The sequence below is a fragment of the Sporosarcina sp. AD_1 genome (assembly GCF_057373025.1).
The window spans coordinates 22138-48649 of sequence record NZ_JBPVIR010000002.1; the positions used below are offsets into that span (position 1 = coordinate 22138).

The window sequence follows — 26512 nt, forward strand, 5'->3', positions numbered from 1 at the left end:
ATAATGTTAGATAGATTATACCTTTGTAGCAATAGGAGTGACAAGAAAAAATCTTGACATCCCTTTTTATGCATATTATAATCAACAGTGTTGTCTTGAGGTGATAGACATGAAATGGTCCATTCATCAATTACAGAAATACAGGCAAGGTTCCATGCCGCTTGACGAAGCGGTGAATCTTGAATCCGTCAAAGAACGGAACCCTGAAATCAGGGATATTACGCCTGTTCACGTAACTGGTAGCTGCACCATTGGTTCAAAAAAATTGACTTGCCGATTCAAGTTAGAAGGGAAGATGATCCTTCCGTGTTCTAGGACATGGGAAGATGTCGAATTTCCTTTTACAGTCGAGTCGGACGAGCAATTCAGTTGGGATGAAGCTGTCCTTGCAACGGATGATTCCATTCATCCGGTTGTAGGTGAAGTGATCGATCCGACCCCGATTTTGGAGGAACTTGTTCTTCTTGAAGTGCCGCTTCAAATATTCGGCGATACAGCTGAAGAGATGAAAACGGCAGAGGGGAAGGGTTGGTCCTATACTACGGATGAACAATACAATGAACAGCTCCAGAAAGAAAAGGAATCGAAAGTGGATCCGAGACTTGCAGGATTGGCTAAATTTTTTGATTCCGACAAAGACTAGGCGATCATAAGGAGGTGCCCCCGATGGCAGTACCAAAGAGAAGAACATCTAAAACAAAGAAAAGACTTCGTCGTACACACTTCAAATTACAAGTACCTGGCATGACAACTTGTGAAAACTGTGGCGAAATGAAATTGGCACACCGCGTTTGCAAATCTTGCGGTCATTACAAAGGTAAAGAAGTTGTAGGTGAATAATCAAGATTCGCTTGCAAATTGCCCTCCCCGATAGACGATTCCTCGTCCAGGGCGGGCGGAAGGCCACCGAGAGACCATGGCTCCGGTGGCTTTTTTCTATTCAAATACGGATTAGAAAGGGATGGCTGGGATGGATTATCTAATAGAGTTCACTGATCAGACCGCAATGTTTACGATCAATCGGCCGGAAATGCGGAATGCTATTAATTCCAACGTGATGAAAGGGCTGGAAAGCTTCGTTGCGGAAGTGGAAAAGAACCAAAGTATCTCGTTTGCGGTCATTACAGGAAGTGGGGAAAAAGCATTTTGCTCTGGCGGTGATCTTTCGGAATTTCATCAGTTGAGAACGGCAGAAGATGCTTATCCGATGTTGAGCAGGATGGCGGGAATCCTGTATCGTTTGTCTACATTGCCGGTACCTGTTATTGCCCTTGTCAATGGCGCTGCTGTTGGCGGAGGATGTGAAATTGCGTCGGCCTGCGATTACCGTCTTGTGTCTAACAATGCTAAAGCAGGCTTCATTCAAGGGACGCTTGCCATCACAAGCGGTTGGGGCGGAGCTACTCAGCTGATCGAGAAAATGGCCAGGCACGATGTCATCCTCCGGTTTATAAGTGAAGCTTCCATTTTAGAGGCATCCCGTCTAGTGGACATTGGGTGGGCAACTGAACTATACGCTGGGGACAAGGAGCAGGCGCTTGAGCAATTCCTGAAAAGAATGGTTTTAATTCATCCTTCCGTTCACAGAGCGTATAAATCACTACTGATTCGTTCGTGGGAAGGGAAGGCAGTGAAGCAAAGGATGCTGGAGGAAGCGGAACAATGCGCACGACTATGGGAAAGCGATGCACACCACGAGGCGGTCGCCAGATTTCTTGGAAGGAAGCAATAAAACAAGCAGTCTTTGAATTTGCAGAATAATTTAGTAGTCAAATAGTTGAAAACGGTTACATTGATAGTTTACACTGAAAGGGGGAGAGATGATCAACTCACTGGATGGGGGTATGACGTTGGATAAAATATTGATTGCAAATCGTGGGGAAATTGCACTCAGAATCGTAAAAACATGCAAAAAGCTCGGCATTTCGACAGTTGCCGTCTACTCGGAAGCCGACAAAGAAGCTCTCTTTGTTAAAGAGGCGGACGAGGCGTTTCCGATTGGTCCTCCGCCTGTTCAACAATCGTACTTAAAAGCGGATGAAATTATCGGAGTAGCGAAAACGAGCGGTGCACAAGCAGTTCATCCTGGCTACGGCTTTTTATCCGAGAATGCAGAATTTGCCAGGAAAGTCCGGGAAGCCGGGTTAGTCTTCATCGGTCCTGATGAAGAGACGATCGAACGGATGGGAGATAAGATCGAATCACGCAAGACGATGCAGGCTGCCGGGGTTCCGGTTGTACCGGGGACAGACGATGGTGTGGCGACTCTCGAAGATGCGTTGCAGGAAGCAGAGAACATCGGTTATCCCGTCATGCTGAAAGCGAGCAGCGGCGGTGGAGGAATCGGTATGGTGCTTTGTCAAAATGAGCAAGCGCTCAGTCAACAATTCCAAACCGTGAAAAATCGTGCGAAAGCTTATTTTGGTGATGATGTCGTATTTCTTGAAAAATATATTGAAAACGCGCGTCATATAGAAGTCCAAATTTTCGGTGACCACCAAGGCAATATCGTCCATCTTTATGAACGAAACTGTTCGGTTCAGAGAAGGAATCAAAAAGTTATTGAGGAATCACCGTCTCCTTGCTTATCTGAAGATGTCAGGGAGAGACTGCTGGCTTCTGCTGTGGAAGCGGCGAAAGCGGTTCATTATAAAAACGCAGGGACAGTGGAATTCATTGTCGGGGAAGATGACAGCTTTTATTTCTTAGAAATGAATACCCGCCTGCAAGTGGAGCATCCGATCACGGAAGAGGTGACTGGACTGGATCTTGTCGAGTGGCAGCTTGAGGTGGCAAAAGGAAATCCGTTGCCGATAACTGAGCAGCACGATATAGAAACTACCGGCCATGCTATGGAATTTCGACTGTATGCGGAAGATCCTCACACATTCATGCCATCTCCCGGCTCGCTGCAAAAGCTGGATTGGGGTAATGCAGATGGAGTCCGGATTGATGCCGGGTATCAGGAAGGGGATCAAGTGACGCCTTTCTATGACCCGATGATTGCGAAAGTAATCATTCAAGCAGAAAATCGGGAAAAAGCGATGGAGCGATCGAAGACGTTTTTTTCACAAGTTGGTATCGAGGGGCTGAAAACGAATTTGCCTCTATTTAAGGAATTTATCGACTCAGAGGAATTCAAACAAGGGGATTATCATACGAAAGTTTTGGCTGATTGGCTGAAAACGCATAAAGGGGAGTTGGCGAAATGACAGAAGTGAAAGCGGCAATGGCAGGAACTGTTTTTACAGTTAATGTGTCAGTCGGAGATGAAGTAGAAGCAGGTCAGGTCATAGTTGTTCTGGAATCAATGAAAATGGAGATTCCTGTGGAAACGGAGACTGCTGGCAAGGTGGCTTCCATTAACGTGAATGTCGGGGATTTTGTTAATGAAGAGGATGTCTTGGCAACTGTGGAAGCGTAAAGAGGAAAAGGTTTGACGGAAGGGGTAATGATTCATGACGAAGACAACAGAGGGGCCGGCATATAACGAGAAATTGCAAGAGAAACTGCAAACGATCTTTCAAGGCGGCCATTCAAAATATCACGAAAAGCTAAAAGAGCAGAACAAGTTATTCGTCAGAGACCGGCTGGAATTATTATTCGATGACGGAGAGTATATGGAAGATGGACGGTTTGCCAATTGCGAAGCATCTGATTTGCCGGCGGATGGCGTGGTCACTGCGATGGGGAAAGTGAATGGGCAAACTGTATGTGTGATGGCGAATGATTCCACTGTAAAGGCCGGGTCGTGGGGATCCCGGACAGTCGAAAAGATTATTCGCATTCAAGAAATTGCAGAAAAGAACCGGGTGCCGATGCTTTACTTGGTGGACTCAGCAGGGGCAAGAATCACCGATCAGCTGGATATGTTTCCGAATCGCCGTGGTGCTGGACGTATTTTCCATAACCAAGTTAGATTATCAGGGTTCATTCCACAGATTTGTATTTTGTTCGGACCATCGGCAGCTGGCGGCGCCTACATCCCTGCGTTTTGCGATATTGTCATTATGGTAGACAAAAATGCTTCAATGTATTTGGGCTCTCCGCGAATGGCTGAAAAAGTAATTGGGGAAAAAGTGACGCTTGAGGAAATGGGTGGCGCGAGAATGCATTGTACAGTTAGCGGGTGTGGGGATGTCTTGGCTGCTAATGAACACGAAGCGATTGCCGAAGCAAGGCGCTACTTGGCGTACTTCCCTGCAAATTACACAATGGACCCGCCTGTCAGGGAAAAGGTAGAAGCGAAGGCAGGACGGACGCTTGAAGAAATCATTCCGGAAAATCAGAATGCGCCGTTTGATATGTATGAGGCGATCGATGCCATTATAGACAAGGGCAGTTTTTTTGATATTAAAAAACGTTTTGCGCCAGAAATCATTACAGGGCTTGCCAGGATTGAAGGACAGCCCGTGGGGATTATTGCAAACCAGCCGAAAGTGAAAGGCGGCGTACTTTTTGTTGATTCTGCGGATAAAGCGGCAAAATTCATCAATCTGTGTGATGCGTTTTCGATACCGCTTGTCTTTCTTGCTGACGTCCCTGGATTCATGATCGGGACGAAAGTAGAACGTGACGGAATCATTCGTCATGGGGCTAAGCTGATTATGGCAATGAGTTCAGCAACTGTCCCTAAAATTTCAGTTATTGTCCGAAAAGCATACGGAGCCGGACTTTATGCAATGGCAGGGCCTGCATTCGAGCCGGATGTCTGCATAGCACTGCCGACAGCTCAAATCGCGGTCATGGGACCGGAAGCAGCTGTCAATGCTGTGTATTCCAATAAAATCGAAGCTATCGAAGATCCGAAAGAGAGAATGGCGTTTGTTCAAGAGAAACATAAGGAGTATAAAGCCGAAATCGACATTTATAAGATGGCATCAGAAATGATTATTGATGAAATTATCGCTCCCTCTGATTTACGGATGGTTCTCGCAGAACGGTTCCGCTATTATTCAACTAAGAATATTCCGTTACCGCCTAAAAAACACCCTGTATATCCTGTATAATCAAAATATGTACGACAGAAAAGGTCCGCCTGATTGCCAAGGGGGGCCTTTTCGAGTAAAGGAGGATGGCAAAATGGATGTTGTTATCGCAGGGGCAGGTTCCATCGGACTGCTGTTCGGCTCCTTCTTGGCTGAAAAAGGCCACCGCGTTACGTTTCTTGTCAGGCGTGCAGAACAGGCGGAACGTTTAGTAAAGGAAGGATTAGTTCGGTATAGAAACGGGCTGGAAGTTTCCAGACAAGAAGTGAAGGTCATCCTTAATGAAGCCGACATTCCGGAAGATGCATTCATAATTGTTGCGGTAAAAACGGGAGGGATTACCGAGGTCGTCAATAAACTGAGGAGTCTTCCTAATCCACTGCTGTTCATTCAGAACGGACTGAGTCATTATGAAATGGCGATGAACCTGGACGCAACCTCTAGAAGCATGGCATTTGCGACAGTTGAACATGGGGCGGAAAGATTAGGTGATAACATGGTGGCCCATCATGGCATCGGATTCACCAAAATTGCTGTGGGCAGAGGTATCGAAACTGATTTTCGTTGGTTTGAAACGCTCCAATCTGAAGTGTTTCCCGTTGAATTTCATCCGAATGCGGAAAAACTGCTGCTTCGTAAGGTCATTGTCAATTGCTTGATAAATCCATTAACAGCCATCTTGCTGCAGAAGAATGGTGAATTGCTGCGTAATCGACATAGCAAGGAACTGTTTGACCAGTTATACGATGAGATCATGGATGTATTTCCTGAAATGAAAACGGATCTGCCATATGACCAGGCTGCAGAAATTTGTCTGAGAACCGCATCCAATACATCTTCTATGTTAACGGATCGCATGCGAGGCAATCGGATGGAGATTGATGCGATAGTCGGTGCGCTCATTAGAAAAGCCGAGGCTCGCGGCGGTGCATTGCCAATGTTGTCGATTTTTGAGAAACTATTAGTAGCAATGGACGGAGCGGGAGGTCTCAAGTGGTCATGGGCGGATTAATTTCAATTGTCATCGGCATTCTTATTTTATTTCCATTTATCGTTACGTTGCTTTATCTTTTATTTGTCCGCCAAACAGGAAGAGCTTCACGGAAATCGTTTGGGCAAGCGGCCGATATTACAACGCCATTCCTCTTCCTGGCTGTCTATATTGTTTCAGATTCCATCTTTGGATCTCATGCAGGCATTTATGTAGTCGTCATCGCTATCATCATCGCAATCTGCTATGCCGTGATCGAGAGGCTGAGAGTGAAAGAGTTTGAAATCATGCACTTGCTGAAAAAGATCTGGCGGTTATTTTTCCTATTGCTTGTCATTACATATGCGTTGCTTCTCATCATAGGGTTAGTACTGAATATTATCAGTCATTTAAAATGATTTGCCCTGAATTCAAGACTTTCAGTGCGTAAGTTTTTTAACAAGCGGGTTGTAATGTTATACTCTGTGCATACGAAGAAAAAAGGGGCATGAATGATGGAACTTGAAACACAGTCACTGCCGATTACAAACAAAGTAATCGAGGCGTATTATCATGATCAGCAATTCATACATACATTTTTTGATTACGAACTTAATGAGGCGTCTTTCCGAGACCGTGCGCAGGAATTGGCAGAGAGGACATTCAAAAGGAATGAACTTTCCGAGGTAATCCGTTCCTTTATGGGACCGTTTGGCATTTCACAACAGGCGGACCTCCATCTCCGTGAACTGGCATCCGATGCAGTTGCTGTAGTGGGAGGCCAGCAGGCCGGAATCTTGACGGGTCCGCTCTATTCAGTCCATAAGGCAATAACCGTCATTTTGCTGGCTAAAAAGCAAAGAGAACAACTGGGAATCCCTGTCGTTCCTGTATTTTGGATTGCTGGGGAAGATCATGATTTGAATGAAATCAATCATGTCTACACTCATAGCCGGGGCCAGGCGGTAAAACAGCAATATGAGGAAAAGTTTATTTTTAAATGGATGGCTTCAGATGCGGAATATGATAAAGAGTCGATGAGACAGTATGTTCAAAGTATCTTTTCCAAGTACGGGGAGGCCGAGTATACGAAGCCATTATTGGCGGAAGTGCTTTCGGCAGTTGAGTCTGAATCAACATTTACCACCTTCTTCGTCCGGCTTATGAATGGAATGTTCAAGGAAGAAGGCTTGTTATTTATCGATTCGGCTTTTGAAAGACTGCGGAAATTGGAATCCGATTATTTTATTCGGTTGATCGAAGAGTCCGAGCAGCTGGCAGAATTAATAGTTCAACAAGAATCGATGTTTTCCGAAGCTGGTTTGGGCCATCCCATTTTTGCGGAAAAGGACGCTGCCAATCTTTTTTATATACATGAAACAGGGCGCATTCTTCTCACGAGAGAGGCGGGTGATTTCGTCAATCGCCAGACCGGTGTCCGTTTCACAAAAGCGGAACTGGTAGACATTGCAAAAGAGAAGCCGGAATTACTAAGCAATAATGTTGCAACAAGACCCATCATGCAAGATCTTGTTTTTCCGGTCCTGTCGTTTGTCGGCGGGCCAGGGGAGCTATCTTATTGGGCATTATTAAAAGAGGCATTCCACCATATGGGAATCCGGATGCCGCTGTTTGTGCCGAGAATTTCAATGACACTTGTTTCCCCTCAAGCTGCCAAAGCGATGACAAAAACCTCCCTTTCATTTAATGATGTAGTGGGCGGCCGTCTCCAGCCAGCTTATGAGGACTATGTTTCTTCCTTGCGAAACGAACGGCTGGACAGCGTATTAAATGAAACGGAAGCATTGCTCGAAAAGCAATACGAGGAAATGGCGCTGACGTTAGATGCAGAAGATGAAGGCATGAAGCAAATCCTGCTGAAAAACATAACGTTCCATAAAAAACAGTTGGACTTTGTCAGAAGAAAATCACAAGAGTCCATCCTTTTGAAAGACGACCAGGCATTGCGCCAATATCTCATCTTGGGAGGCGAGTTGTATCCTGGCGGCTCGCTGCAGGAAAGGGTGTACACCCCGTATATGTTTATGAACAATTACGGACCGTCTCTAATACAAGATCTACTCAAAATGCCATTTGAACTCAATGGGCAACATTATCTCGTCTATTTATAAGAAAGAGATTGATTTGGGATTGACTGCTGCGTATGTAGCAATAACAGGTGACAGCTTCTATTGCTAGCTGAGCAATTGCTTACACTCGTAAAGCCGTTTTAGCTTTGCGCAGATGGCTCTGTAAAACGATCGCCTTAAATATGTATCGATTTTTTATGCAATATGTATTATTCGGGTGCTGCAAATAATAATTTGCCTTTGAGAATGTCCTTACCTCTTGGTATATGCCAAGAGGTTTTTTTATGTTCATTTATGAAAATTGTCTTCCCTGACATTGTTGGTTTATGTAAAAATCTCAATGAAACAAGTACTATTGACACATTTTCATAGGAAAGAGGAATATGGGTGGAGGAATGTGGAGGGATGTGGTACATTAAATTCATATAGTGGGGTGAAGAGTATGTTCATGGGTGAATATCAACATACTGTCGATACAAAAGGCCGGCTGATTGTCCCTTCTAAATTCAGGGAACATTTGGCGGACGGTTTTGTGTTGACCCGTGGATTGGATAATTGTCTCTTCGGTTACCCTATGGATGAATGGAAGCGACTGGAGGAGAAGTTGAAAGCGTTGCCCGTAACGAAAAAAGATGCGCGAGCATTCGCAAGATTTTTCTTCTCAGGTGCCACTGAAGTCGAGATAGACAAGCAGGGCCGGGTCAATATTCCATCATCGTTGCTCAACTATTCAAAGATTGAAAAGGACTGTGTGGTCATCGGGGTTTCCAGCCGGATTGAAATTTGGTCAAAATCACTTTGGGATTCCTATTACGATGAATCTGAACAGTCATTTAATGAAATAGCGGAGAACATCATCGACTTTGACTTTTAACAATACCGATGTTGGAAGCGCTATTGAACACACACAGAAAGAGGGCGGTTTCGATTTTTAACCATGTTACAGTTTTGCTTCATGAAGCCGTCGAAGGCTTACATATAAGAGAAGATGGTATTTATGTGGACTGCACACTTGGCGGCGCCGGCCACAGTTTGGAAATTGTAAAAAGGCTATCACCTGAAGGCAGACTGATCTGCTTCGATCAGGATACGACAGCGATTGAGGCGGCCAAGGTTACGCTGAAGGATTATTTGGACAGGGTTACATTTATTCGTTCAAACTTCCGATATCTTAAACAGGAATTAGAGGGCATTGGCGTCACTGAGGTAGATGGTGTGTTGTATGATTTAGGCGTATCGTCTCCACAGCTGGATACACCTGAGAGAGGATTCAGCTATAACCATGAAGCACAATTGGATATGCGTATGGATATGGAAGCTGATTTAACTGCCTTTGAAGTTGTGAATGAATGGCCGTTTGAAGATTTGGTCCGGATTTTTTATCGGTATGGTGAAGAGAAATTCGCAAAGAATATTGCGCGTAAAATAGAAGAAGCGCGCAGTAAACAACCGATTCAAACGACTTCTGATCTAGTTGAGCTCATTAAAGCTGGCATACCAGCCGCTGCTCGCAGAACAGGTGGACATCCAGCCAAGCGTGTATTCCAAGCGATTCGAATTGCGGTCAATGATGAGCTGGGTGCAGCTGAAGAGTCGATTTCCGATGCGATCGGACTGTTGAGAAAAGGCGGCCGTATTTGTGTCATTACCTTCCACTCATTGGAGGACCGTCTATGCAAAACGATATTTAAGGAAGCTTCCTCCTTACCGGAACTTCCACCGAATTTGCCGGTCATCCCGGAAGGAATGGAACCGATACTCAAGCTAGTATCACGGAAGCCGATTCTTCCAAGCGAAACAGAAATAGAGGAAAATAAGCGTTCGAGATCTGCAAAACTGAGAATCGCAGAAAAATTGTAAAGGAGGAATAACTGATGGGATTGGCCCAAAAGAAGATGCAGACATATAGTAATCCGGCAATTGAGACGACGAAATCGCCGAATCAACAACCTTCACAGCGTCCTTCAAGAAAACTGTTTTCCAAAGGTGAAAAATTTCTCTTTATGGTGTTCGGCGCCGTGGTCATCGCTTTTTCCGTTATGATTTTGCACACGCAAGCGCAAATCAATGATACCAATAAGGAAGTGCAGCTCATTAACAAACAAATTGAAGAAACTACAAAACAGAATACGGAGTTGTCCTTCCAAGTAAGTGAGAAATCTACATACGAAGTCATTTGGGAGAAAGCGAAAGCGCTCGGCTTGGACCTTAACGAAAAGAACGTGAAGGTAGTGTCTGGACAATGAAGAAGAAATTTCGATTTCAATGGGGAGCCTTTCTGATGTTTGTAGTTTTTGGGGGGCTCTTTTTTTTATTGATGGTCCGATTTTTATCCATTCAGATTACCGGACAAGCTGAAGGGCGGCCGCTCGCCGCAATGGCCGCATCTAAATATGCGAGAGAAAATGTATTAAAAGCGCAGCGCGGCGAAATCGTGGATCGCAACGGTGAACTGATTGCATCCGATACAATAAGCTACCGGCTGTTTGCTGTCATCAGCGATAAAGCGACTCCAAACGGATCCAAGACCCTCTACCATGTCGTGGATTATGACAAAACGGCAGAGGTCTTGAGTCAATATATCGCGATGCCGAAACAAGAGATTCTGCAGAAGCTGGAAAGTGCAGCGAACAAGGAAAAAGTGCCTTGGCAAATCGAATTCGGGAAAGCCGGGAACGGCATCAACCATGAAACGATGGAAAAAATAAAAAAAGCGATGAAGAGAGAAGGCCTTACCGGAATTAACTTCATGGAAGAGAAAAAGCGGCTTTATCCAAATGGAAATTTCGCTTCTTACCTGATCGGTTTCGCAATGCGTGAGGAGCAAAAAGATGGTTCTTATAAGACTGTAGGAAAGATGGGTCTGGAAAAGACGTACGATAAGGAATTGACAGGCACTGATGGGAAAGTCGATTTCCAGTCGGACGTATGGGGGTTCATCCTACCGAAAAGTGAGAAAATCATTACTCCGCCACAAGACGGAAATGAAATTCATTTGACGCTTGATAAAACGATCCAAAATTTTGTGGAAGATGCCATGTCGCGGGTGGAAAAGGAGTATTCTCCGAAAAAAATGCTTGTCATTGTGGCGAATCCAAAAACAGGTGAAATCTATGCGATGAGCCAGCGGCCGTCCTTCCATCCGGGTACGAGAGAAGGGTTGACGGAAAACTGGTTGAACGAAGCAGTGGAAACGACAGTCGAACCGGGTTCCACAATGAAAATGTTTACACTTGCCGCAGCGATTGAAGAAAATAAATGGGATCCTGCTGCTAAGTATAACTCCGGGCAATATACGATTTACGATCGTACGATACGAGACCATAATCGTGTAGGGTGGGGACGTATTACATTTTTAGAAGGGTTCCAGCGTTCTTCTAACGTGTCGATGGCCTACTTGCTAGAGCGTTTAGGAGATCGTAAGTTCATAGAGTACTTAGAGAAGTTCGGCTTTGGAGAAAGGGTCGGAATAGATCTGCCGCACGAAGCAGCGGGGCATATTTTGGACAGCTATCCATCTGAACGATTGACGACATCATACGGACAGGGCTCCACAGTGACACCGATTCAAATGATTCAAGCTGCAACCGCTATAGCGAATGATGGGGTGATGATGAAGCCGTATGTCATTGACCAAATCATTAACCCGAATACAGGTGACACAGTTCAAAATCACAAGTCGGAAGAAAAGGGACGTCCGATCTCAAAAGAGACGGCTAAGAAAGTGCGGGACATTTTGGCGTCCACTGTTACGTCAGAAGTCGGAACGGGACGGAAGTTCGCAATTCCTGGGTACGATGTCGGCGGAAAGACAGGAACTGCAGAAATACCTGATTCCCGTGGTAAATATTTGTCAGGGGATGGAAATTACTTGTATTCATTCCTAGGGATGGCACCGATCGATGATCCGCAGCTCGTCACTTACGTTTACGTTCAACAGCCTCAATTAAAGCTAGGTGAGATTGGATCGGATCCGGTATCAAAAGTATTCAAGCCGGTTATGGAGAGCAGTTTGAAGTATTTGAATATCGTACCAGAAAATGTTGAGAAGACTGAGATACTCAAGTTGGATGATTATGCCGGGAAAGATTCGGCAACAGTCATTGAGGGATTGACGGCAAAAGGAATCCGGCCGGTGCTCATCGGCGAAGGCGGGGAAATTGTCTCGCAATATCCGAGCAAGGGAACGAAACTGACAAAAGATTCATTAGTGCTGCTGAAAACATCTGGTAAAACAGAGCTGCCTGATTTCACTGGCTGGTCCAAAAAAATGGTTTTGTCCTTTAAACAGCAATCCGGACTCGATATTCGGTTAAATGGGGATGGTTTCGTCATGGAACAAAGTTTGTCCCCTGGCACGGTTGTGAACGCCAATGAACCATTGGTTATTATTTTACAGCCTCCAAAAGAGCAGTACGAACAGCAAGAAACGGAAGACGAAGAAGAACAGATTATCGGTGGTTGACGAATAGCAGCGTCCATACATTCATAGGTTGTTATAAAAAACGGAAGGTGTGGAGTCCTGCGAAAAGCCATTACCATTCAATCGAAAAAGAGAATCCGCGCTGTATTCGTCCTCTTTCTCATTGCATTGCTGCTTGTTGTTGGAAAGCTGTTTCATGTACAAATTATTAAGCACGAATGGTTGAAAGAACGTGCGGAAGCGAATTGGGACAGGGAAATACCTTTTGGTGCTGTTCGGGGCAATATTAATGATCGCAATGGCAAGATGATTGTCGGAAATCAATTAGCCCCTACCTTGTATTTTATGCCATCCCAAAACAAGGACATTGAAAAGAGTGCAGCCCTTCTGGCCCCGATTTTGGGAGCTGACAAAGAAGAATTACTTGAGAAAATGTCTAAAAAGGGATATATGAACAAATTGGCGCCTGAAGGCAAGAACATTACGAAGGAACAAGCGGATGAAATTGCCAAGCTTCAAATAGAAGGGCTGTACACAGGCGTAGATTTTATCCGTACGTATCCATATAAAGATTTACTGGCCCGTCTGATTGGATTTACGGGCTACGACGGAGATGGCCTTGCAGGAATTGAATTTGCGTATGATGAATTTCTTAAAGGTACAGGCGATATCATCCGGATGTATACCGATGCAAGGACTATCCCGCTTCCTCATGTAGATGACGGGTTTCAAACAGGGAAAAACGGTGCTACAGTCGAACTGACCATAGATCTGGATATGCAGCAGATCGTGGAACGGGAATTAATGCAGGCGATGGAAAAGTATGATGCGGCGCAAGCGCTCGGCATCGTTATGAATCCGAAAACTGGTGAAATTTTATCGCTGGCCTCTTTTCCGACTTTTGATCCCGCCAATTACCAAGAAGCTGATCAATCGATTTACAACCGAAATCTGCCGGTTTGGATGACATTTGAACCGGGCTCGACATTTAAAATTGTTACGCTGGCTGCAGGATTGGAAGAGAAGGTCATCGATCTACATAATGATCACTTTAATGATCCGGGCTTTTCCATGGTAGCAAATGCGAAATTACGGTGTTGGAAGCGTTCCGGTCATGGACATCAGTCCTTTTTGGAGGTCGTAGAAAATTCATGCAACCCAGGTTTCATTGAAATCGGCCAACGTCTTGGAAGTGAAAGATTGGATAAATATATTCGCGATTTCGGTTTCGGTGAATCCACTAATTCAGGAATAGCGGGCGAAGCGAAGGGAATCCTATTTTCCAAAGAAGCATTCGGTCCTGTCGAACAAGCGACCACTTCGTTTGGCCAAGGGATTTCCGTTACACCCATCCAGCAGGTGCAAGCTGTTTCAGCAGCCATCAATGGGGGTAATCTTTATAAGCCTTATATCGTAAAAGAGATAAAGGACGAGAAAGGGAACACAATCCAGTCATTTGAGCCTGAATTGAAACGGAGAGTCATTAGCGAGGAGACATCTGCACAGGTGCGGGGCGCATTGGAGTCAGTTGTCGCAAACGGTTCTGGCCGCAACGCTTTTACAGATGGTTTGCGGGTCGGTGGAAAGACAGGGACTGCACAGAAAGTCGTTGACGGCACGTATAAGGATGGAGATTATATCGTTTCCTTTATTGGTTTTGCACCAGCGGATGATCCGGAGCTTCTCGTCTATGTCGCAGTGGACAGTCCTCAAAACTCGATTCAGTTCGGCGGTGTCATCGCGGCTCCCATTGTGGGACGAATCATTGAGGAGATCGCACCTTTGGCTGGCATAACGAAAAGAGAGGGCCAGCTGGAGAAAGAATATCGATGGGGCGACCCACTTACGCATCGTGTTCCCGATCTAACAGGCATGACGAAAGGTATGATCGCAAGGCAGCTTCATACGTACCGGATTGAGTGGCATGGAGATGGCGAGCAAGTGAAGTATCAGCTGCCTGCTGCAGACACACTGATGGAAGTGGATGATGTCATCCATTTGTATACGGAATGATTTAAGAATGTCTGTCTTTTGCTAGGAAGTCCTCATCGATTATATGGAAAAAAGAGTGGGGACTTCCAAGTATAAGTGGTAAAAAATTATAGCGCGATATTAATATTTACTTTAAGATGGTAGAAGATCTTGTTTCAAAACAATTAAGGAGAACTTACTATGACACTCGTCACTACTTTATCGGCAATCGCCGTTACATTTGTATTGACAGCAATCATCGGTATTGCTGTTATACCAATACTTCGAAAGTTGAAGTTTGGCCAGAGCATAAGGGAAGAAGGCCCGGAAGCCCATCAAAAGAAGGCAGGTACGCCGACGATGGGCGGCCTTATTTTCCTGATTTCGATCATCATTTCAATGTTCGTTTTATCATACATATATGAAGATGTGTTGACTACTCAGACGATTGTCTTGATGCTTGTGCTGGCCGGTTTCGGGATTATCGGATTTTTAGATGACTTCATCATTGTCGTCATGAAGCGGAATCTGGGCTTGACATCGATCCAGAAATTGATTGGCCAAATCATTATTGCCATTGCAGCTTTCTTCCTGTTGAAAATGGGGCCATTCGATACGACATTGCAGATCCCTTTCACTGATATCAAACTCGAGATGGGCGTATTCTACGTAGCGTTTCTCGTCTTTTGGCTCGTAGGGTTTTCAAACGCAGTCAATTTATCAGACGGTTTAGACGGTCTCGTCGCAGGTACTTCCACGATCGCATTTGCAGCTTTTGGTGTGCATGGGTTGTTTTATGAACAATACGATATTGCGATGTTTGCTTTTGTCGTTTCAGGAGCGATGCTCGGCTTTTTGTTGTTCAACATGAAACCGGCGAAAGTGTTCATGGGAGATACCGGATCTCTTGCTCTTGGAGGGGCACTGGCTATGTTGTCTGTTCTCGTAAAACAGGAACTGCTCCTTCTGTTGATCGGCCTTGTCTATGTCATTGAGACATTGTCCGTCATGATCCAGGTGGCGAGCTTTAAATTAACTGGTAAACGGGTGTTTAAAATGAGCCCGATTCATCACCATTTTGAATTGTCCGGCTGGTCGGAATGGAAAATTGTCGTTGTGTTTTGGGGAGTTGCTTTACTCTCGGCCTTATTGCCAGTCATGTTGGAGGTGTTATCATGAAAAATCCCGATCAATTTTCAGGAATGAAAGTTCTCGTGCTTGGACTTGCAAAAAGTGGATTCGCTGCTGCTAATATGCTTCATGAAGCAGGCGCAGAGGTTGTAGTCAACGATGCATCTCCTGAAGAGGGGAATCAAGAAGCGCACCTCTTGAAAGAAAAAGGAATTGAAGTCATATGTGGAGGACATCCGTCTGAGATCCTTGATTTCGGCTTTGACCTCGTCGTGAAAAACCCGGGCATCCCTTATTCGAACACTGTTATTGAAAAAGCGATTCAAAAGGGGATTCCGGTCTGGACAGAAGTGGAGCTCGCTTACCGTATTAGCGAAGCACCCGTTATAGCAGTAACAGGTTCGAATGGTAAAACGACGACTACTACACTTCTGTTCCATATTTTAAATATTGGCGGAAAGAAGCCGCTAATAGCTGGAAATATCGGGACGGTTGCTACTTCTGTCGCGCAGGAAGCTCATTCCGATCAGTTGATTGTCATGGAAGTTTCCTCCTTTCAATTGGCTGGAACAGAGATGTTTAAGCCGCATATCGCCATTTGGACGAATTTATACGATGCCCATTTGGACTATCATGGCTCGCCCGAGGCTTATGCACAGGCGAAGGCCAATATTACAAAAAACCAAACTGCTGAGGATTATTTAATTTATAATGCAGATCAACCCGAGCTGTTGGAACATATGAAAGACAGTCATGCTACGATGGTGCCATTCTCTCTTTCAGGGCGTACAGAAACCGGCATCTCTGCAGATGATCAATTTATTTATTGGAAAGGCGAGCCTTATGCGGAGCGCGCCATGATCAAACTGCCGGGCAGGCATAATCTTGAAAACATACTGGCAGCAACTGCCGCAGCTATTTTGATGGATTGCGATAAGGAAACGGTAGAGGATGTCTTGAGCTCATTTACAGGCGTCCGCCATCGTATGCAATTTGTGAAAGAAATAAAAGGCCGCAAGTTTTATAACGATTCCAAGGCGACCAATACACTGGCTACAAAGAGTGCGCTCTCCTCATTTGAATTGCCAACGATCTTAATTGCGGGCGGATTAGACCGTGGCCATAGCTTTGAGGAATTACGGCCTCATATGACGCATGTCAAATCCGTCATAGCAGTAGGGGAGACGGCAGAGCGTTTTAATGAGTTTGCGTCCTCCTGTGGTATCTCGCAAATTACTGCAGCTGGCACGATGGATGATGCGATCCAGCAAGCGTATGGGCAATCGGAGCCAGGAGACGTTATTTTGCTTTCTCCCGCCTGCGCAAGCTGGGATCAATATAAAAACTTTGAACAGCGGGGGGATGCGTTCATAGAAGCAGTCATGAAGCTATAGAGCGGCTTTTCTTAATTTAAATACGGAAGGATGCGTTCACTGGAGCAGAAACTGAAAGCGGCGTTTGTCATTTCGGCAGTGGCGCTGTCGTTCATCGGGCTTATTTTTGTCCATTCGGCAGGTTCTTACTGGGGAAAAATCCATTATGCCGATTCGTCACCGTTCATTGTAAAACAAGGAATCTATATGGCAATATCAATTGGGGTTGCCTACCTGATGATGAAAAGTCCTCTTCTGTCGAACTCGACATTCTGGACCTATTTCTATTACATTGCGATTATTTTGCTAGCTGCAGTGCTGATTCCTGGCATTGGTGCGGTTCGGAACGGATCGCAAAGCTGGATTGCTCTTGGACCTTTTAGCATACAGCCGGCGGAGTTTGTGAAGGTTGCGCTAATTGGCAAGCTAGCGTGCAGCATGAGAAAGCCGAGCGGAAAAAATCCATTTGAGATCAAGCACTTTGCTCTCATTTTGCTGCCGGCCGCTCTGATTATGATGCAACCTGATTTAGGCTCAGCCGTCATCATGATTGTATCTGCGTTCGTCATCTTGTTCATTGCCGGATATCCATTAACGTTTTTTGGGTTGCTAGGCGTCGGCGGTGTTGGTGCTTTTATCGTCCTGATTGCTTCTGCCGCCTATCGGATGGATCGGATTAAATCTTATATTGATCCGTGGAGCGATCCGTTAGGAAAAGGATTTCAGGGCATTCAATCCTTATTTGCAATCGCGCCTGGCGGGTTGTTTGGGCATGGTTTCGGGAATAGTCGTCAAAAGTATTTATACTTGCCTGAACCTCAGAATGACTTCATCTTCTCCATCATTGCGGAGGAGACCGGGTTCATCGGAGCAACGACGTTATTAATCCTGTTTGGAGTCTTGTTGTTTTCGGCATTCGGCATTGCAATACGAACAAAAACGTTTCATGCGTTTCTCATTACATCCGGGATGGCATCCATGATCATTTTTCAAACCTTTTTAAACACCGGTGTCGTATCAGGACTATTACCGGTCACAGGAGTTACATTGCCTTTCATCAGTTATGGAGGATCCTCTCTTTTGACGACTTGGATGGCAGTTGGTACGATTTTGCATTTTGCATTCTATCGGGAACAAAGTAGATAAGGAGGGGACAATATGGACAAAGTCATAGATATTCAAGACAGAATACCATCCATGCGTGAAAAGCGCCGCAGAAAAACAAATAAAAAGTTTATCTTCATATTGGCTGTGTTCTGTATTGCCCTTCTATTCCTGCTTTATTTCCAATCGCCACTAAGTAAAATCGGCACCGTTCATGTGAAAGGCGCGGAGTTGCAGGACGAGAATTTCTACATCCAAGAAAGTGGAATTGAAACAGCTGGCTCCTTGTGGGGGTTTAAATTGGATGAGGCCGAACATGCACTAAAAAAGCTGGAAGGGGTAAAACAAGCAAAAGTTTCGAGAAAGTGGTTCCGTGATGTTGAGATTTCAATCACAGAATGGAAGACGGTCGCATATTTGGAAACGAAAGGCCAGTACAGCGTCTTGCTAGAAAATGGGAAGGCGTTTCATGGCGAGACGGTGAAGCCAGATGTTCCCATTTTGTCAAACGTGGATGATGTGGAACTAGCAAAAAGGATTATTAAACAAATGTTGAAAATGGACAAGAATGTCTCGCAGTTGATTTCAGAAATCATCTACGCAGGAGATGAGGTTGATCCGGACAGTCTGGTCATTTATATGGACGATGGATATGAAGTACATGCGGAGATCCCATCGCTGGCAGAGAAGATGGATTACTATCCAGAAATTACTGCGCAGTTATCAGGCTATGAAAAAGGTATAATCGATATGGAAGTCGGCACCTTCTTCACTCCGTTTAGCGAAGCGTATGGGACTGGAAAGGAAGGTGAGGTGGATGAAGAAGAAAGCGAATGACGATAACCGGAAAGGGGGACGGCACATCCTGTTTCCGTTAGTCTTTCTTGTTCTAGGATTCATTTTCGCTTTTTCTTACCGGATGTTGGGAAATCAGCATGACGAGGAGTCTTATCAATACCCGTCCCTCTTGCAGGAGGAACGGTATCGGGAAGAACTGATCGAGCAGCAGGAAAGGAACAAGGAGCTGGCTGACGAAATAGCTTCCAAGCAAGAGGCGATCCGGAAGGCAGAACAATCTTTCTCTGAGAAGGAGAAGGATCATGAAGGGCTTGTTGAAGAAGCACAGGACTTGCGGCTTCTGCTAGGCGCCATACCGTCTACTGGATCAGGCGTTAAAGTTACATTGAAAGACGCTGACTACAATCCGGTTGAACAGAATCCGAATGATTACATTGTTCATGAATCCCATATTTTGCGAGTCATTAATGAGTTGCGGATATCAGGGGCTCAGGGGCTGGCGATCAATGGTCAACGGATCACTTCCAATTCTTCTATCAAGTGTACAGGCCCTGTCATTACCATTGACGGAAGAACATTTCCTGCGCCATTCGTCATCGAGGCTGTAGGCGATTCAGATGTCCTCGCCTCGGCATTAAGTTTAAAAGGTGGCGTACTGGATGGACTGGCAAGGGAAAACATTGTTGTAACACTGGAACAGCTGAAAGATATCCGGTTGCCTGCACTGCGGAATGAAAGATAAGAAAAATGGGCTGAAAGGGGGACGGTAACAATTGAAGAGATCTATCGGTTGGAAATTTTCAGTCGTCCTGCTCATCATCGGCTTTATGGTGTCCATCCAATATAATACGATCAAACATCCTGAGGAACGTGATACAAGGGATATATGGGCAATTCGCCAAGAATTGGCTGAGGAGAAAAAGACGCATTCCGAACTGTTGAAAGAAATACGTGAGTTGGACAAGACGATTGCGTCCTATCAGTCGATGACGGAAAAGAATACGGGAAAAGCATTGGCGGACACGGTGGATAAACTGCGTCAGCAAGCGGGTGAGACAGATTTACAGGGGCCGGGGCTCATTATAGAAGTAAAGCCTTCTCCCGAAAGCATCGCGTATGGAATGCCAATCACGAGCATTTCATCAGACTTGCTCAACCGTTTTGTCAACGACTTGAACCGATTCAAAGGGCATGATCTTGAAATAGACGGGAAACGGTATACCATACTGAGTTCCATACGAGACATCAATGGCATGACGGCCGTCAATGGTCTCGACGTCGCCACTCCGCCTTTCAAAATCAAAATTGTGACACAAACAAAACAGGATTGCGAAAAGCTCTATAATTATCTGCTGGCTTCATCCATCCATGATGACTTTTACTTGGAAAATCTGATCATGGAAATTAGTGAACCGCAGGAAGAGGTAGCGATCCGCGGATGGCCAGAAAAATTTGAAAATCTGTATTTAGAAGAACTTCCGAAAGGGGAATGACAATGTGGTTGCCGTTATTAGGACTGTTGCTCGGAATATCGCTTGGTCTTCTATCAGATATTCAGATACCGCAAGTTTATGCAAACTATTTATCCATAGCGGTATTGGCTGCATTGGATACACTTTTCGGCGGCATCCGGGCACATCTCCAGCATATTTATGACGACAAAGTGTTTATATCCGGATTTTTCTTTAACATCGCGTTAGCAGCCGCTCTTGCCTTCCTTGGCGTGCATTTGGGCGTCGATCTGTATTTGGCTGCGGTATTTGCATTCGGAGTCAGATTGTTCCAAAATATAGCGGTTATTCGTAGGATCCTTCTGACCAAATGGACGGATCGGGGGAAGGTTTCTGAGGCGAACGATTTGAAATGAAAGGATTTGGGTTGATGATGGCGAAAATATTTAGACAATACGACTATAATACAATAGAATGGAATGTAAGAGTTGTTATGGGAGGTGCCATATAATTGAGTCAATCTACTATCTATGTATCACTTGATATAGGATCTTCTTCCGTGAAAGTGCTGATCGGGGAAGTCAATGGCGGATCCCTGCATGTTATCGGCGTGGGCAACGTCCAATCCGCTGGCATACGGAAAGGGACGATCATTGACATTGACGCGACTGTGCAGTCAATCCGTAAAGCGGTTGACCAGGCAGAACGGATGACCGGTATGCAAATCCGGGATGTGATCCTTGGAATTCCTGCGAATGGCGTTATTTTGCAAGACGTTAAGGGAGTCGTCGCAGTCAATTCCGAAAACCGTGAAATTACGGATGATGACTTAGGACGCGTCATTACATCCGCGCAAGTGATGTCTGTCCCGCCGGAACGAGAAATCGTCAATATTATTCCAAAGCAGTTTATTGTGGATGATTATGATGAAATAAAAGATCCGCGCGGCATGATTGGCGTCCGGCTTGAAATGGACGGTACGTTAATTACAACATCAAAAACATTAGTGCATAATATTTTGCGTTGCGTGGAACGTGCAGGCCTGACGATTCGGGAGATTTATTTGCAGCCGCTTGCGGCAGGCACCTTTGCATTAACGGACGATGAAAAAAATCACGGTACCGCTTTTATCGATATCGGTGGCGGTTCAACAACAATTTCAATCTTTAGGGACAACCGTTTAATTACCACATCGGTTCTTCCGGTCGGTGGAGACCATCTCACAAAAGATTTATCAATCATTTTGAAGACACCGACAGAACAAGCAAGAAAGATCAAACATCAATATGGACATGCCTTCTATGATGATGCGTCCGATGATGAGCTGTTTGAAGTACCGGTCATTGGAGCTGATTCCAAAGATCAGTATAGTCAAAGATACATATCGGAGATCATTGGGGTCCGGCTTGAAGAGCTATTTGACCTAGTGCTCGAAGAGTTTTATCAAATGGGCATCCGTGATCTGCCGGGTGGCGTCGTCTTGACAGGCGGCACAACAAAGCTGGAGGGCATCTTACAGCTGGCCCGCCACGTTTTGAAAACTAGGGTTAGAATTCATACGCCAGAGTACATTGGTGTTCGCGAACCGATGTATGCAACGGCGGTGGGTCTCATCCGATATGCTTACATGGAAGATGCTTACTTCGGAGTATCCCCATCCTCTCCTGCAACTGTGGTGGATGAAGGAATTGAACGAGGACAAGTCAATGTGAAGAAACAAGCTAACGACCGTCCGAGAGAGAAGAAATCATCATTGATAAGCAAAACGAAAAAATTCTTTGATGGATTTTTCGAGTGACTGCGAAATTTTACTTTGTTAAGAGAATTAGGAGGAGAGACGGATGCTAGATTTTGATACAAATATCGACTCGCTTGCTGTCATTAAAGTGATTGGCGTAGGCGGAGGCGGAAACAATGCGGTAAACCGGATGATTGAGCATGGAGTGCAAGGCGTGGAATTTATTGCGGTCAATACAGATGCACAAGCGCTTAAGTTATCGCACGCAAGTGTCAAACTTCAAATTGGGGCAAAGCTCACGAGAGGTCTTGGTGCTGGAGCCAATCCTGAAGTCGGAAAAAAAGCAGCAGAAGAGAGTAAGGAACAGATTGAGGAAGCGCTACGCGGAGCTGACATGGTATTCGTTACTGCCGGCATGGGCGGCGGGACAGGCACAGGTGCCGCTCCGGTCATCGCCCAAGTGGCAAAAGATCTAGGCGCATTAACTGTCGGTGTCGTGACTCGTCCTTTCACGTTCGAAGGAAGAAAACGTTCGACTCAAGCAATCGGCGGAATTTCAGCGATGAAAGAATCTGTCGATACACTTATTGTCATTCCAAATGACAAATTGCTTGAAATCGTCGATAAGAATACACCGATGTTGGAAGCGTTCCGCGAAGCGGACAACGTACTTCGACAAGGTGTACAAGGTATTTCAGACTTGATCGCCACGCCAGGTCTTATCAACTTGGACTTTGCGGATGTTAAAACAATCATGTCCAACAAAGGCTCTGCTTTAATGGGGATCGGTATGTCCACTGGTGAAAATCGTGCGGCAGAAGCGGCGAAAAAAGCCATTTCCAGCCCATTGCTTGAAACGTCCATTGATGGAGCTAAAGGCGTCATCATGAATATTACAGGCGGCTCCAACCTAAGCCTGTTTGAAGTGCAGGAAGCTGCGGATATCGTAGCGTCTGCGTCAGATGAAGATGTTAATATGATTTTCGGTTCGGTCATCAATGATGATCTTAAAGACGAAATCATTGTTACGGTCATTGCCACAGGCTTTAACGAGGAGCAACTTACACAAGTGCGTTCCAACCGCGGTGGAGGTTTTGGCAGCACCCGTCAACGGGAAGCGCAGCCTGCCCAGCAAGCCGCTCCTGCAAGACGGGAAGAACCGCTTCAGCACCACACGCAATCCGAGCCGCAACGGCAACCGCAGCAAACGAATCAGCATGAGGATGCGCTCGATATTCCGACGTTCTTGCGGAACCGCCAGCGCAGACAATAAAATCAATATCAAAGGACTTCCAGCTATTTCTGCTGGGAGTCTTTTTTTGTCTGTATCTAGGTGAAATGAAAGAGGCTAGATTAGGCATGTAACATGTGGTCTGTCGAATAATCAAAGAAAATAAATTCCCATTCCGACAAACATTTCATGGACCAAGTGTTATCCTAACCATCAAGGGAGGGTGGTTCATGTATGGTGAGCTGATCATCGCGATTAATATGGTTTTTAATTTTGCTGTGCTTTCTTTTGCGAACAAGACAGGGAACCTGCAGGCCGCCCGTGGACGACTTTGGTTCGCCTCCTTTGCAGGTGCCTTGCCCGTCACATTATTTTCATCCTCTTTCATCAGCATGATCATCTCGTTTCTGCTCATGACATTTTGTGCTTTTGGGAAAGCCTTGGCCGTATGGAGGAAAGCGATAGGAATTGTCTTGGTGGGTGCCTTGTTTTCCGGTGGGCTGCTGACCGTCTACTCCGCACAGTCCTTCCCGATGCCAGCTTACCTTTCTGTCTTTCTTAGTGCACTCATTGCTTTCATTTCATTATCAATCTTTAAAGGAAAATGGCTGGATGTACGTGTGGCTAAGCAGATGGATGATTTTGCATGCATGTCAACTCTGCGAATATGGAAACAAGACATTCGGATGCAGGTGTTCATTGACACCGGAAATAGTTGTACAGAGCCGATGACAGGGGCGCCGGTACATTTCGTTTCTTATCGGGCGGTTAAACAGATGATCCCACAGGATCTAATTGGCCCGCTCGAACAATGGAACCCGAAAAAACTGGCTAATGTAAGTTCTTTTCCAGCTGAATATCAAAAAGGGATCCGGCTGATCCGCCTTACTACTGTACAAGGCGTAAGCTGGGCGATCGGATTTAAGTACGAGTGGTGGAAATTGGATGATGGTGATCAATTGCAGCCTGGTTACCTCGTGCTGACAAAAGAGGACAATCGTTATCCGGATGGGGCGGACGCAATATTACACGTTTCTGCTATGGAGTCCATATCAAAGGAAAGGGGAACTGCGCATGTGGTATAAGTTGAAGAGTTGGTTGTCGATCTTAACAAGTTTTTTCCGGAGAAAACGGGGCACCTTTTATATTGGGGGCCATGAATCACTTCCGAAGCCATTGACGAGGGAAGAAGAAGCGCAGACCATCCGTGCTTTCATGGAAGGCGATATGGAAGCAAGAGATACATTAATTGAAAAGAATCTTCGGCTAGTCGTCTATATTGCAAGACGTTTTGACAATACGAATACTCATATCGAGGATTTGATCAGTATCGGGACAATCGGGTTGATTAAAGCGATTGAGACATTCAAAAGCGACAAAAACATAAAATTGGCTACCTATGCTTCTAGATGCATTGAAAATGAGATTCTTATGCACTTACGAAAAACGAATCGTACCAAATCAGAAATTTCCTTTGATGAGCCACTGAATTCAGATGCAGACGGCAATGAATTGCTCTTATCTGATATTCTGGGCACGGATGAGCATATTATAATTGATGATGTCGAAAAAAAATTGGAAAGGCAGCATATGATTGAAGCGATCATGCTGCTCGATGAACGAGAGCGTTATATTATGGAATGCCGGTTTGGCCTGACGGGCCAGCTCGAAATGACGCAGAAAGAAGTGGCGGAGTTATTAGGGATTTCCCAGTCGTATATCTCCCGGCTTGAGAAGAAAATCATATCAGATTTACGTGATCGGCTGAATCATCCGATTGCCTGATGGTTATAATTGGCGCTTCCCTTTTTCGCATATTCTGTAATTCAGAGGACAAACTATCCACTACAGTCATCTACAGAAAGCGGAGGAAAAGCGAATGATGCGTACTAGAGTGGAAATCTGCGGTATCGATACGTCCAACTTGCCTTTACTGTCGAACGAAGTGATGAAAGAAACTTTTATTCGGCTTCAAAACGGTGACGAATCAGCTCGGGAAGAACTTGTCGTCGGAAACCTACGATTAGTACTAAGCCTCGTTCAACGCTTTGCATATCGCGGTGAACAGGCGGATGACCTTTTCCAAGTCGGGTGCATCGGCTTGCTGAAATCGATTGATAACTTCGACTTGAAACATAACGTCCGGTTTTCAACATATGCAGTTCCGATGATCATCGGAGAAATCAAGAGGCACTTGCGTGATCATCATGCAATCCGTGTTTCCCGATCCTTGCGGGACATTGCCTACAAAGCGATCAAGGCAAAAGAGCAATATATTAACGAACACCAAAAAGAACCTCGGATATCGGACTTGGCTGAAGCGACCGGCATCCCGGAAGATGATATTTTATTTGCCTTGGATGCCATACAAGATCCAATGTCACTTCATGAGCCGATGAACAGCGATGGAGGCGACCCGGTATTCATTATGGATCAGTTGCAGGACAAAACCGTTTCGGAAGAACGATGGCTCACCTATGTAGCTGTGAAAGAAACAGTATCCGGCATGAGTGAAAGACAGCAGCTGATACTTTCAAAACGGTTCTATCTGGGGCAGACACAAACGGAGATTGCAAAGGAATTAGGCATCTCTCAAGCCCAAATCTCCCGTCTTGAGAAGAATGCAATCAAAATTATACGTGATGGCATGGAAAGCAAAAAATGAAAATAGCAAGGTGGAGGCGGTTGGATTGATTCCAATCGTCTTTTTGCCTATCTTGCAGCAGAATGGGAACACATGCAACTGCCATGCTGTCTAATAGGTATGCGTAATATAGGAACGGTTATACCCACCTGGTACGCCCTTTGGAGTGGACACAGCTCTGTTTGCTCCTTTCGTTGAGATGCTGTCATTATCCTGAAATCATTTTTTGCTCCTTTACTATCACAATCAGCAGTTATGTGGACCTTCTTTTATGATCTAATGCTTGACCTATTGCTTTTTTTGCAGTCCCTTTCATATCTTAGTAAGAAGGGAGGAGAGGCAATGAAATTTACCGATTTGCAGAAGAAGGAAGTCATTGAAGTGAGAAGAGGATCATTCTTAGGTTTTGTTCAAGACGCAACGATTGATATTAAAAGTGGTAAGGTAGATTCACTGCATGTAGGGGGTGCAGAGCGTTCGTTTTTTTCTGATTCAAAAATGAAAGATTTGAAACAGGTCAAGTATGCAGAAGTGGTAACGATCGGAAAAGATATTGTTTTAATTGGAAGGAAAAGTGAGAACGGATAAGCTAAACGTTGA

Annotated in this window: 27 protein-coding genes; all 27 read left to right on the forward strand. The window is 45.2% G+C overall.

What is annotated here, in order from left to right:
- Positions 1-109 precede the first annotated feature (109 nt).
- Positions 110-643 carry a YceD family protein gene (locus ACSW3C_RS03335; protein ID WP_238084276.1) on the forward strand — a complete coding sequence of 178 codons (534 nt, stop codon included), beginning with the start codon at positions 110-112 and terminating at the stop codon, positions 641-643.
- A gap of 23 nt (positions 644-666) precedes the next feature.
- Entirely contained in the window at positions 667-840 is a 174-nt protein-coding gene (rpmF, locus tag ACSW3C_RS03340) for a 50S ribosomal protein L32 (protein ID WP_184206909.1), read from the forward strand.
- A 130-nt stretch (positions 841-970) separates the two neighbouring features.
- Entirely contained in the window at positions 971-1732 is a 762-nt protein-coding gene (locus tag ACSW3C_RS03345) for an enoyl-CoA hydratase/isomerase family protein (RefSeq protein WP_486560926.1), read from the forward strand.
- A 118-nt stretch (positions 1733-1850) separates the two neighbouring features.
- Positions 1851-3212 carry an acetyl-CoA carboxylase biotin carboxylase subunit gene (locus tag ACSW3C_RS03350; RefSeq protein ID WP_486560928.1) on the forward strand — a complete coding sequence of 454 codons (1362 nt, stop codon included), beginning with the start codon at positions 1851-1853 and terminating at the stop codon, positions 3210-3212.
- Positions 3209-3424: a biotin/lipoyl-binding carrier protein gene (locus tag ACSW3C_RS03355; RefSeq protein WP_486560930.1), complete on the forward strand. Its 216-nt coding sequence runs from the start codon at positions 3209-3211 to the stop codon at positions 3422-3424. Before ACSW3C_RS03350 ends, ACSW3C_RS03355 begins: the two co-directional genes overlap by 4 nt.
- 34 nt (positions 3425-3458) lie before the next feature.
- The gene (locus ACSW3C_RS03360; RefSeq protein WP_486560932.1) at positions 3459-5009 is read left to right on the forward strand and encodes an acyl-CoA carboxylase subunit beta; all 1551 of its coding nucleotides are present in this window, start codon (positions 3459-3461) and stop codon (positions 5007-5009) included.
- Positions 5010-5082: 73 nt separating this feature from the next.
- Positions 5083-6000, forward strand: coding sequence for a ketopantoate reductase family protein (locus tag ACSW3C_RS03365; protein WP_486560934.1), 918 nt, complete (start codon positions 5083-5085; stop codon positions 5998-6000).
- Positions 5988-6377, forward strand: a complete 390-nt coding sequence (locus tag ACSW3C_RS03370; protein WP_486560935.1) for a DUF3397 family protein — start codon at positions 5988-5990, stop codon at positions 6375-6377. Before ACSW3C_RS03365 ends, ACSW3C_RS03370 begins: the two co-directional genes overlap by 13 nt.
- A gap of 96 nt (positions 6378-6473) precedes the next feature.
- The gene (bshC, locus tag ACSW3C_RS03375) at positions 6474-8090 is read left to right on the forward strand and encodes a bacillithiol biosynthesis cysteine-adding enzyme BshC (RefSeq protein ID WP_486560936.1); all 1617 of its coding nucleotides are present in this window, start codon (positions 6474-6476) and stop codon (positions 8088-8090) included.
- A 400-nt stretch (positions 8091-8490) separates the two neighbouring features.
- Complete coding sequence (gene mraZ / locus ACSW3C_RS03380) at positions 8491-8922, forward strand: division/cell wall cluster transcriptional repressor MraZ (protein ID WP_238084259.1); 432 nt, start codon at positions 8491-8493, stop codon at positions 8920-8922.
- 53 nt (positions 8923-8975) lie between these two features.
- Complete coding sequence (rsmH, locus tag ACSW3C_RS03385) at positions 8976-9908, forward strand: 16S rRNA (cytosine(1402)-N(4))-methyltransferase RsmH (RefSeq protein WP_486561485.1); 933 nt, start codon at positions 8976-8978, stop codon at positions 9906-9908.
- A gap of 14 nt (positions 9909-9922) precedes the next feature.
- Positions 9923-10294, forward strand: a complete 372-nt coding sequence (gene ftsL, locus ACSW3C_RS03390; protein ID WP_486560938.1) for a cell division protein FtsL — start codon at positions 9923-9925, stop codon at positions 10292-10294.
- A 35-nt stretch (positions 10295-10329) separates the two neighbouring features.
- Complete coding sequence (locus tag ACSW3C_RS03395; RefSeq protein WP_486560940.1) at positions 10330-12513, forward strand: penicillin-binding protein; 2184 nt, start codon at positions 10330-10332, stop codon at positions 12511-12513.
- A 57-nt stretch (positions 12514-12570) separates the two neighbouring features.
- The gene (locus tag ACSW3C_RS03400) at positions 12571-14484 is read left to right on the forward strand and encodes a penicillin-binding transpeptidase domain-containing protein (protein WP_486561487.1); all 1914 of its coding nucleotides are present in this window, start codon (positions 12571-12573) and stop codon (positions 14482-14484) included.
- Positions 14485-14643: 159 nt separating this feature from the next.
- Positions 14644-15621, forward strand: coding sequence for a phospho-N-acetylmuramoyl-pentapeptide-transferase (gene mraY / locus ACSW3C_RS03405; RefSeq protein ID WP_238084252.1), 978 nt, complete (start codon positions 14644-14646; stop codon positions 15619-15621).
- On the forward strand, positions 15618-16967 hold the full coding sequence (murD, locus tag ACSW3C_RS03410; protein WP_486560941.1) for a UDP-N-acetylmuramoyl-L-alanine--D-glutamate ligase: 1350 nt from the start codon (positions 15618-15620) through the stop codon (positions 16965-16967). Before mraY ends, murD begins: the two co-directional genes overlap by 4 nt.
- Before the next feature lie 30 nt (positions 16968-16997).
- Entirely contained in the window at positions 16998-18092 is a 1095-nt protein-coding gene (gene ftsW / locus ACSW3C_RS03415) for a putative lipid II flippase FtsW (RefSeq protein ID WP_486560942.1), read from the forward strand.
- Between the two features lie 12 nt (positions 18093-18104).
- Positions 18105-18887, forward strand: a complete 783-nt coding sequence (locus tag ACSW3C_RS03420; protein ID WP_486560943.1) for a cell division protein FtsQ/DivIB — start codon at positions 18105-18107, stop codon at positions 18885-18887.
- Positions 18868-19590 carry a DUF881 domain-containing protein gene (locus tag ACSW3C_RS03425; RefSeq protein WP_486560944.1) on the forward strand — a complete coding sequence of 241 codons (723 nt, stop codon included), beginning with the start codon at positions 18868-18870 and terminating at the stop codon, positions 19588-19590. Before ACSW3C_RS03420 ends, ACSW3C_RS03425 begins: the two co-directional genes overlap by 20 nt.
- A gap of 31 nt (positions 19591-19621) precedes the next feature.
- Entirely contained in the window at positions 19622-20341 is a 720-nt protein-coding gene (locus ACSW3C_RS03430) for a DUF881 domain-containing protein (RefSeq protein WP_486560945.1), read from the forward strand.
- 2 nt (positions 20342-20343) lie between these two features.
- Complete coding sequence (locus ACSW3C_RS03435; RefSeq protein WP_248511412.1) at positions 20344-20715, forward strand: small basic family protein; 372 nt, start codon at positions 20344-20346, stop codon at positions 20713-20715.
- Between the two features lie 95 nt (positions 20716-20810).
- Positions 20811-22097 (forward strand): cell division protein FtsA, encoded by a 1287-nt coding sequence (gene ftsA, locus ACSW3C_RS03440; protein ID WP_238084236.1) that lies wholly within the window; start codon positions 20811-20813, stop codon positions 22095-22097.
- Between the two features lie 43 nt (positions 22098-22140).
- Positions 22141-23310, forward strand: a complete 1170-nt coding sequence (gene ftsZ / locus ACSW3C_RS03445; protein WP_248511408.1) for a cell division protein FtsZ — start codon at positions 22141-22143, stop codon at positions 23308-23310.
- 188 nt (positions 23311-23498) lie between these two features.
- Positions 23499-24353, forward strand: a complete 855-nt coding sequence (locus tag ACSW3C_RS03450; RefSeq protein ID WP_486560946.1) for a sigma-E processing peptidase SpoIIGA — start codon at positions 23499-23501, stop codon at positions 24351-24353.
- A complete protein-coding gene (gene sigE / locus ACSW3C_RS03455) occupies positions 24343-25053 on the forward strand; it encodes an RNA polymerase sporulation sigma factor SigE (protein WP_184206871.1) in 711 nt (236 codons plus the stop codon). The genes ACSW3C_RS03450 and sigE overlap by 11 nt, the downstream gene beginning before the upstream one ends.
- Positions 25054-25150: 97 nt before the next feature.
- A complete protein-coding gene (gene sigG / locus ACSW3C_RS03460) occupies positions 25151-25933 on the forward strand; it encodes an RNA polymerase sporulation sigma factor SigG (protein ID WP_375709175.1) in 783 nt (260 codons plus the stop codon).
- Between the two features lie 321 nt (positions 25934-26254).
- Positions 26255-26500 carry a PRC-barrel domain-containing protein gene (locus tag ACSW3C_RS03465; protein ID WP_486560947.1) on the forward strand — a complete coding sequence of 82 codons (246 nt, stop codon included), beginning with the start codon at positions 26255-26257 and terminating at the stop codon, positions 26498-26500.
- Positions 26501-26512 lie beyond the last annotated feature (12 nt).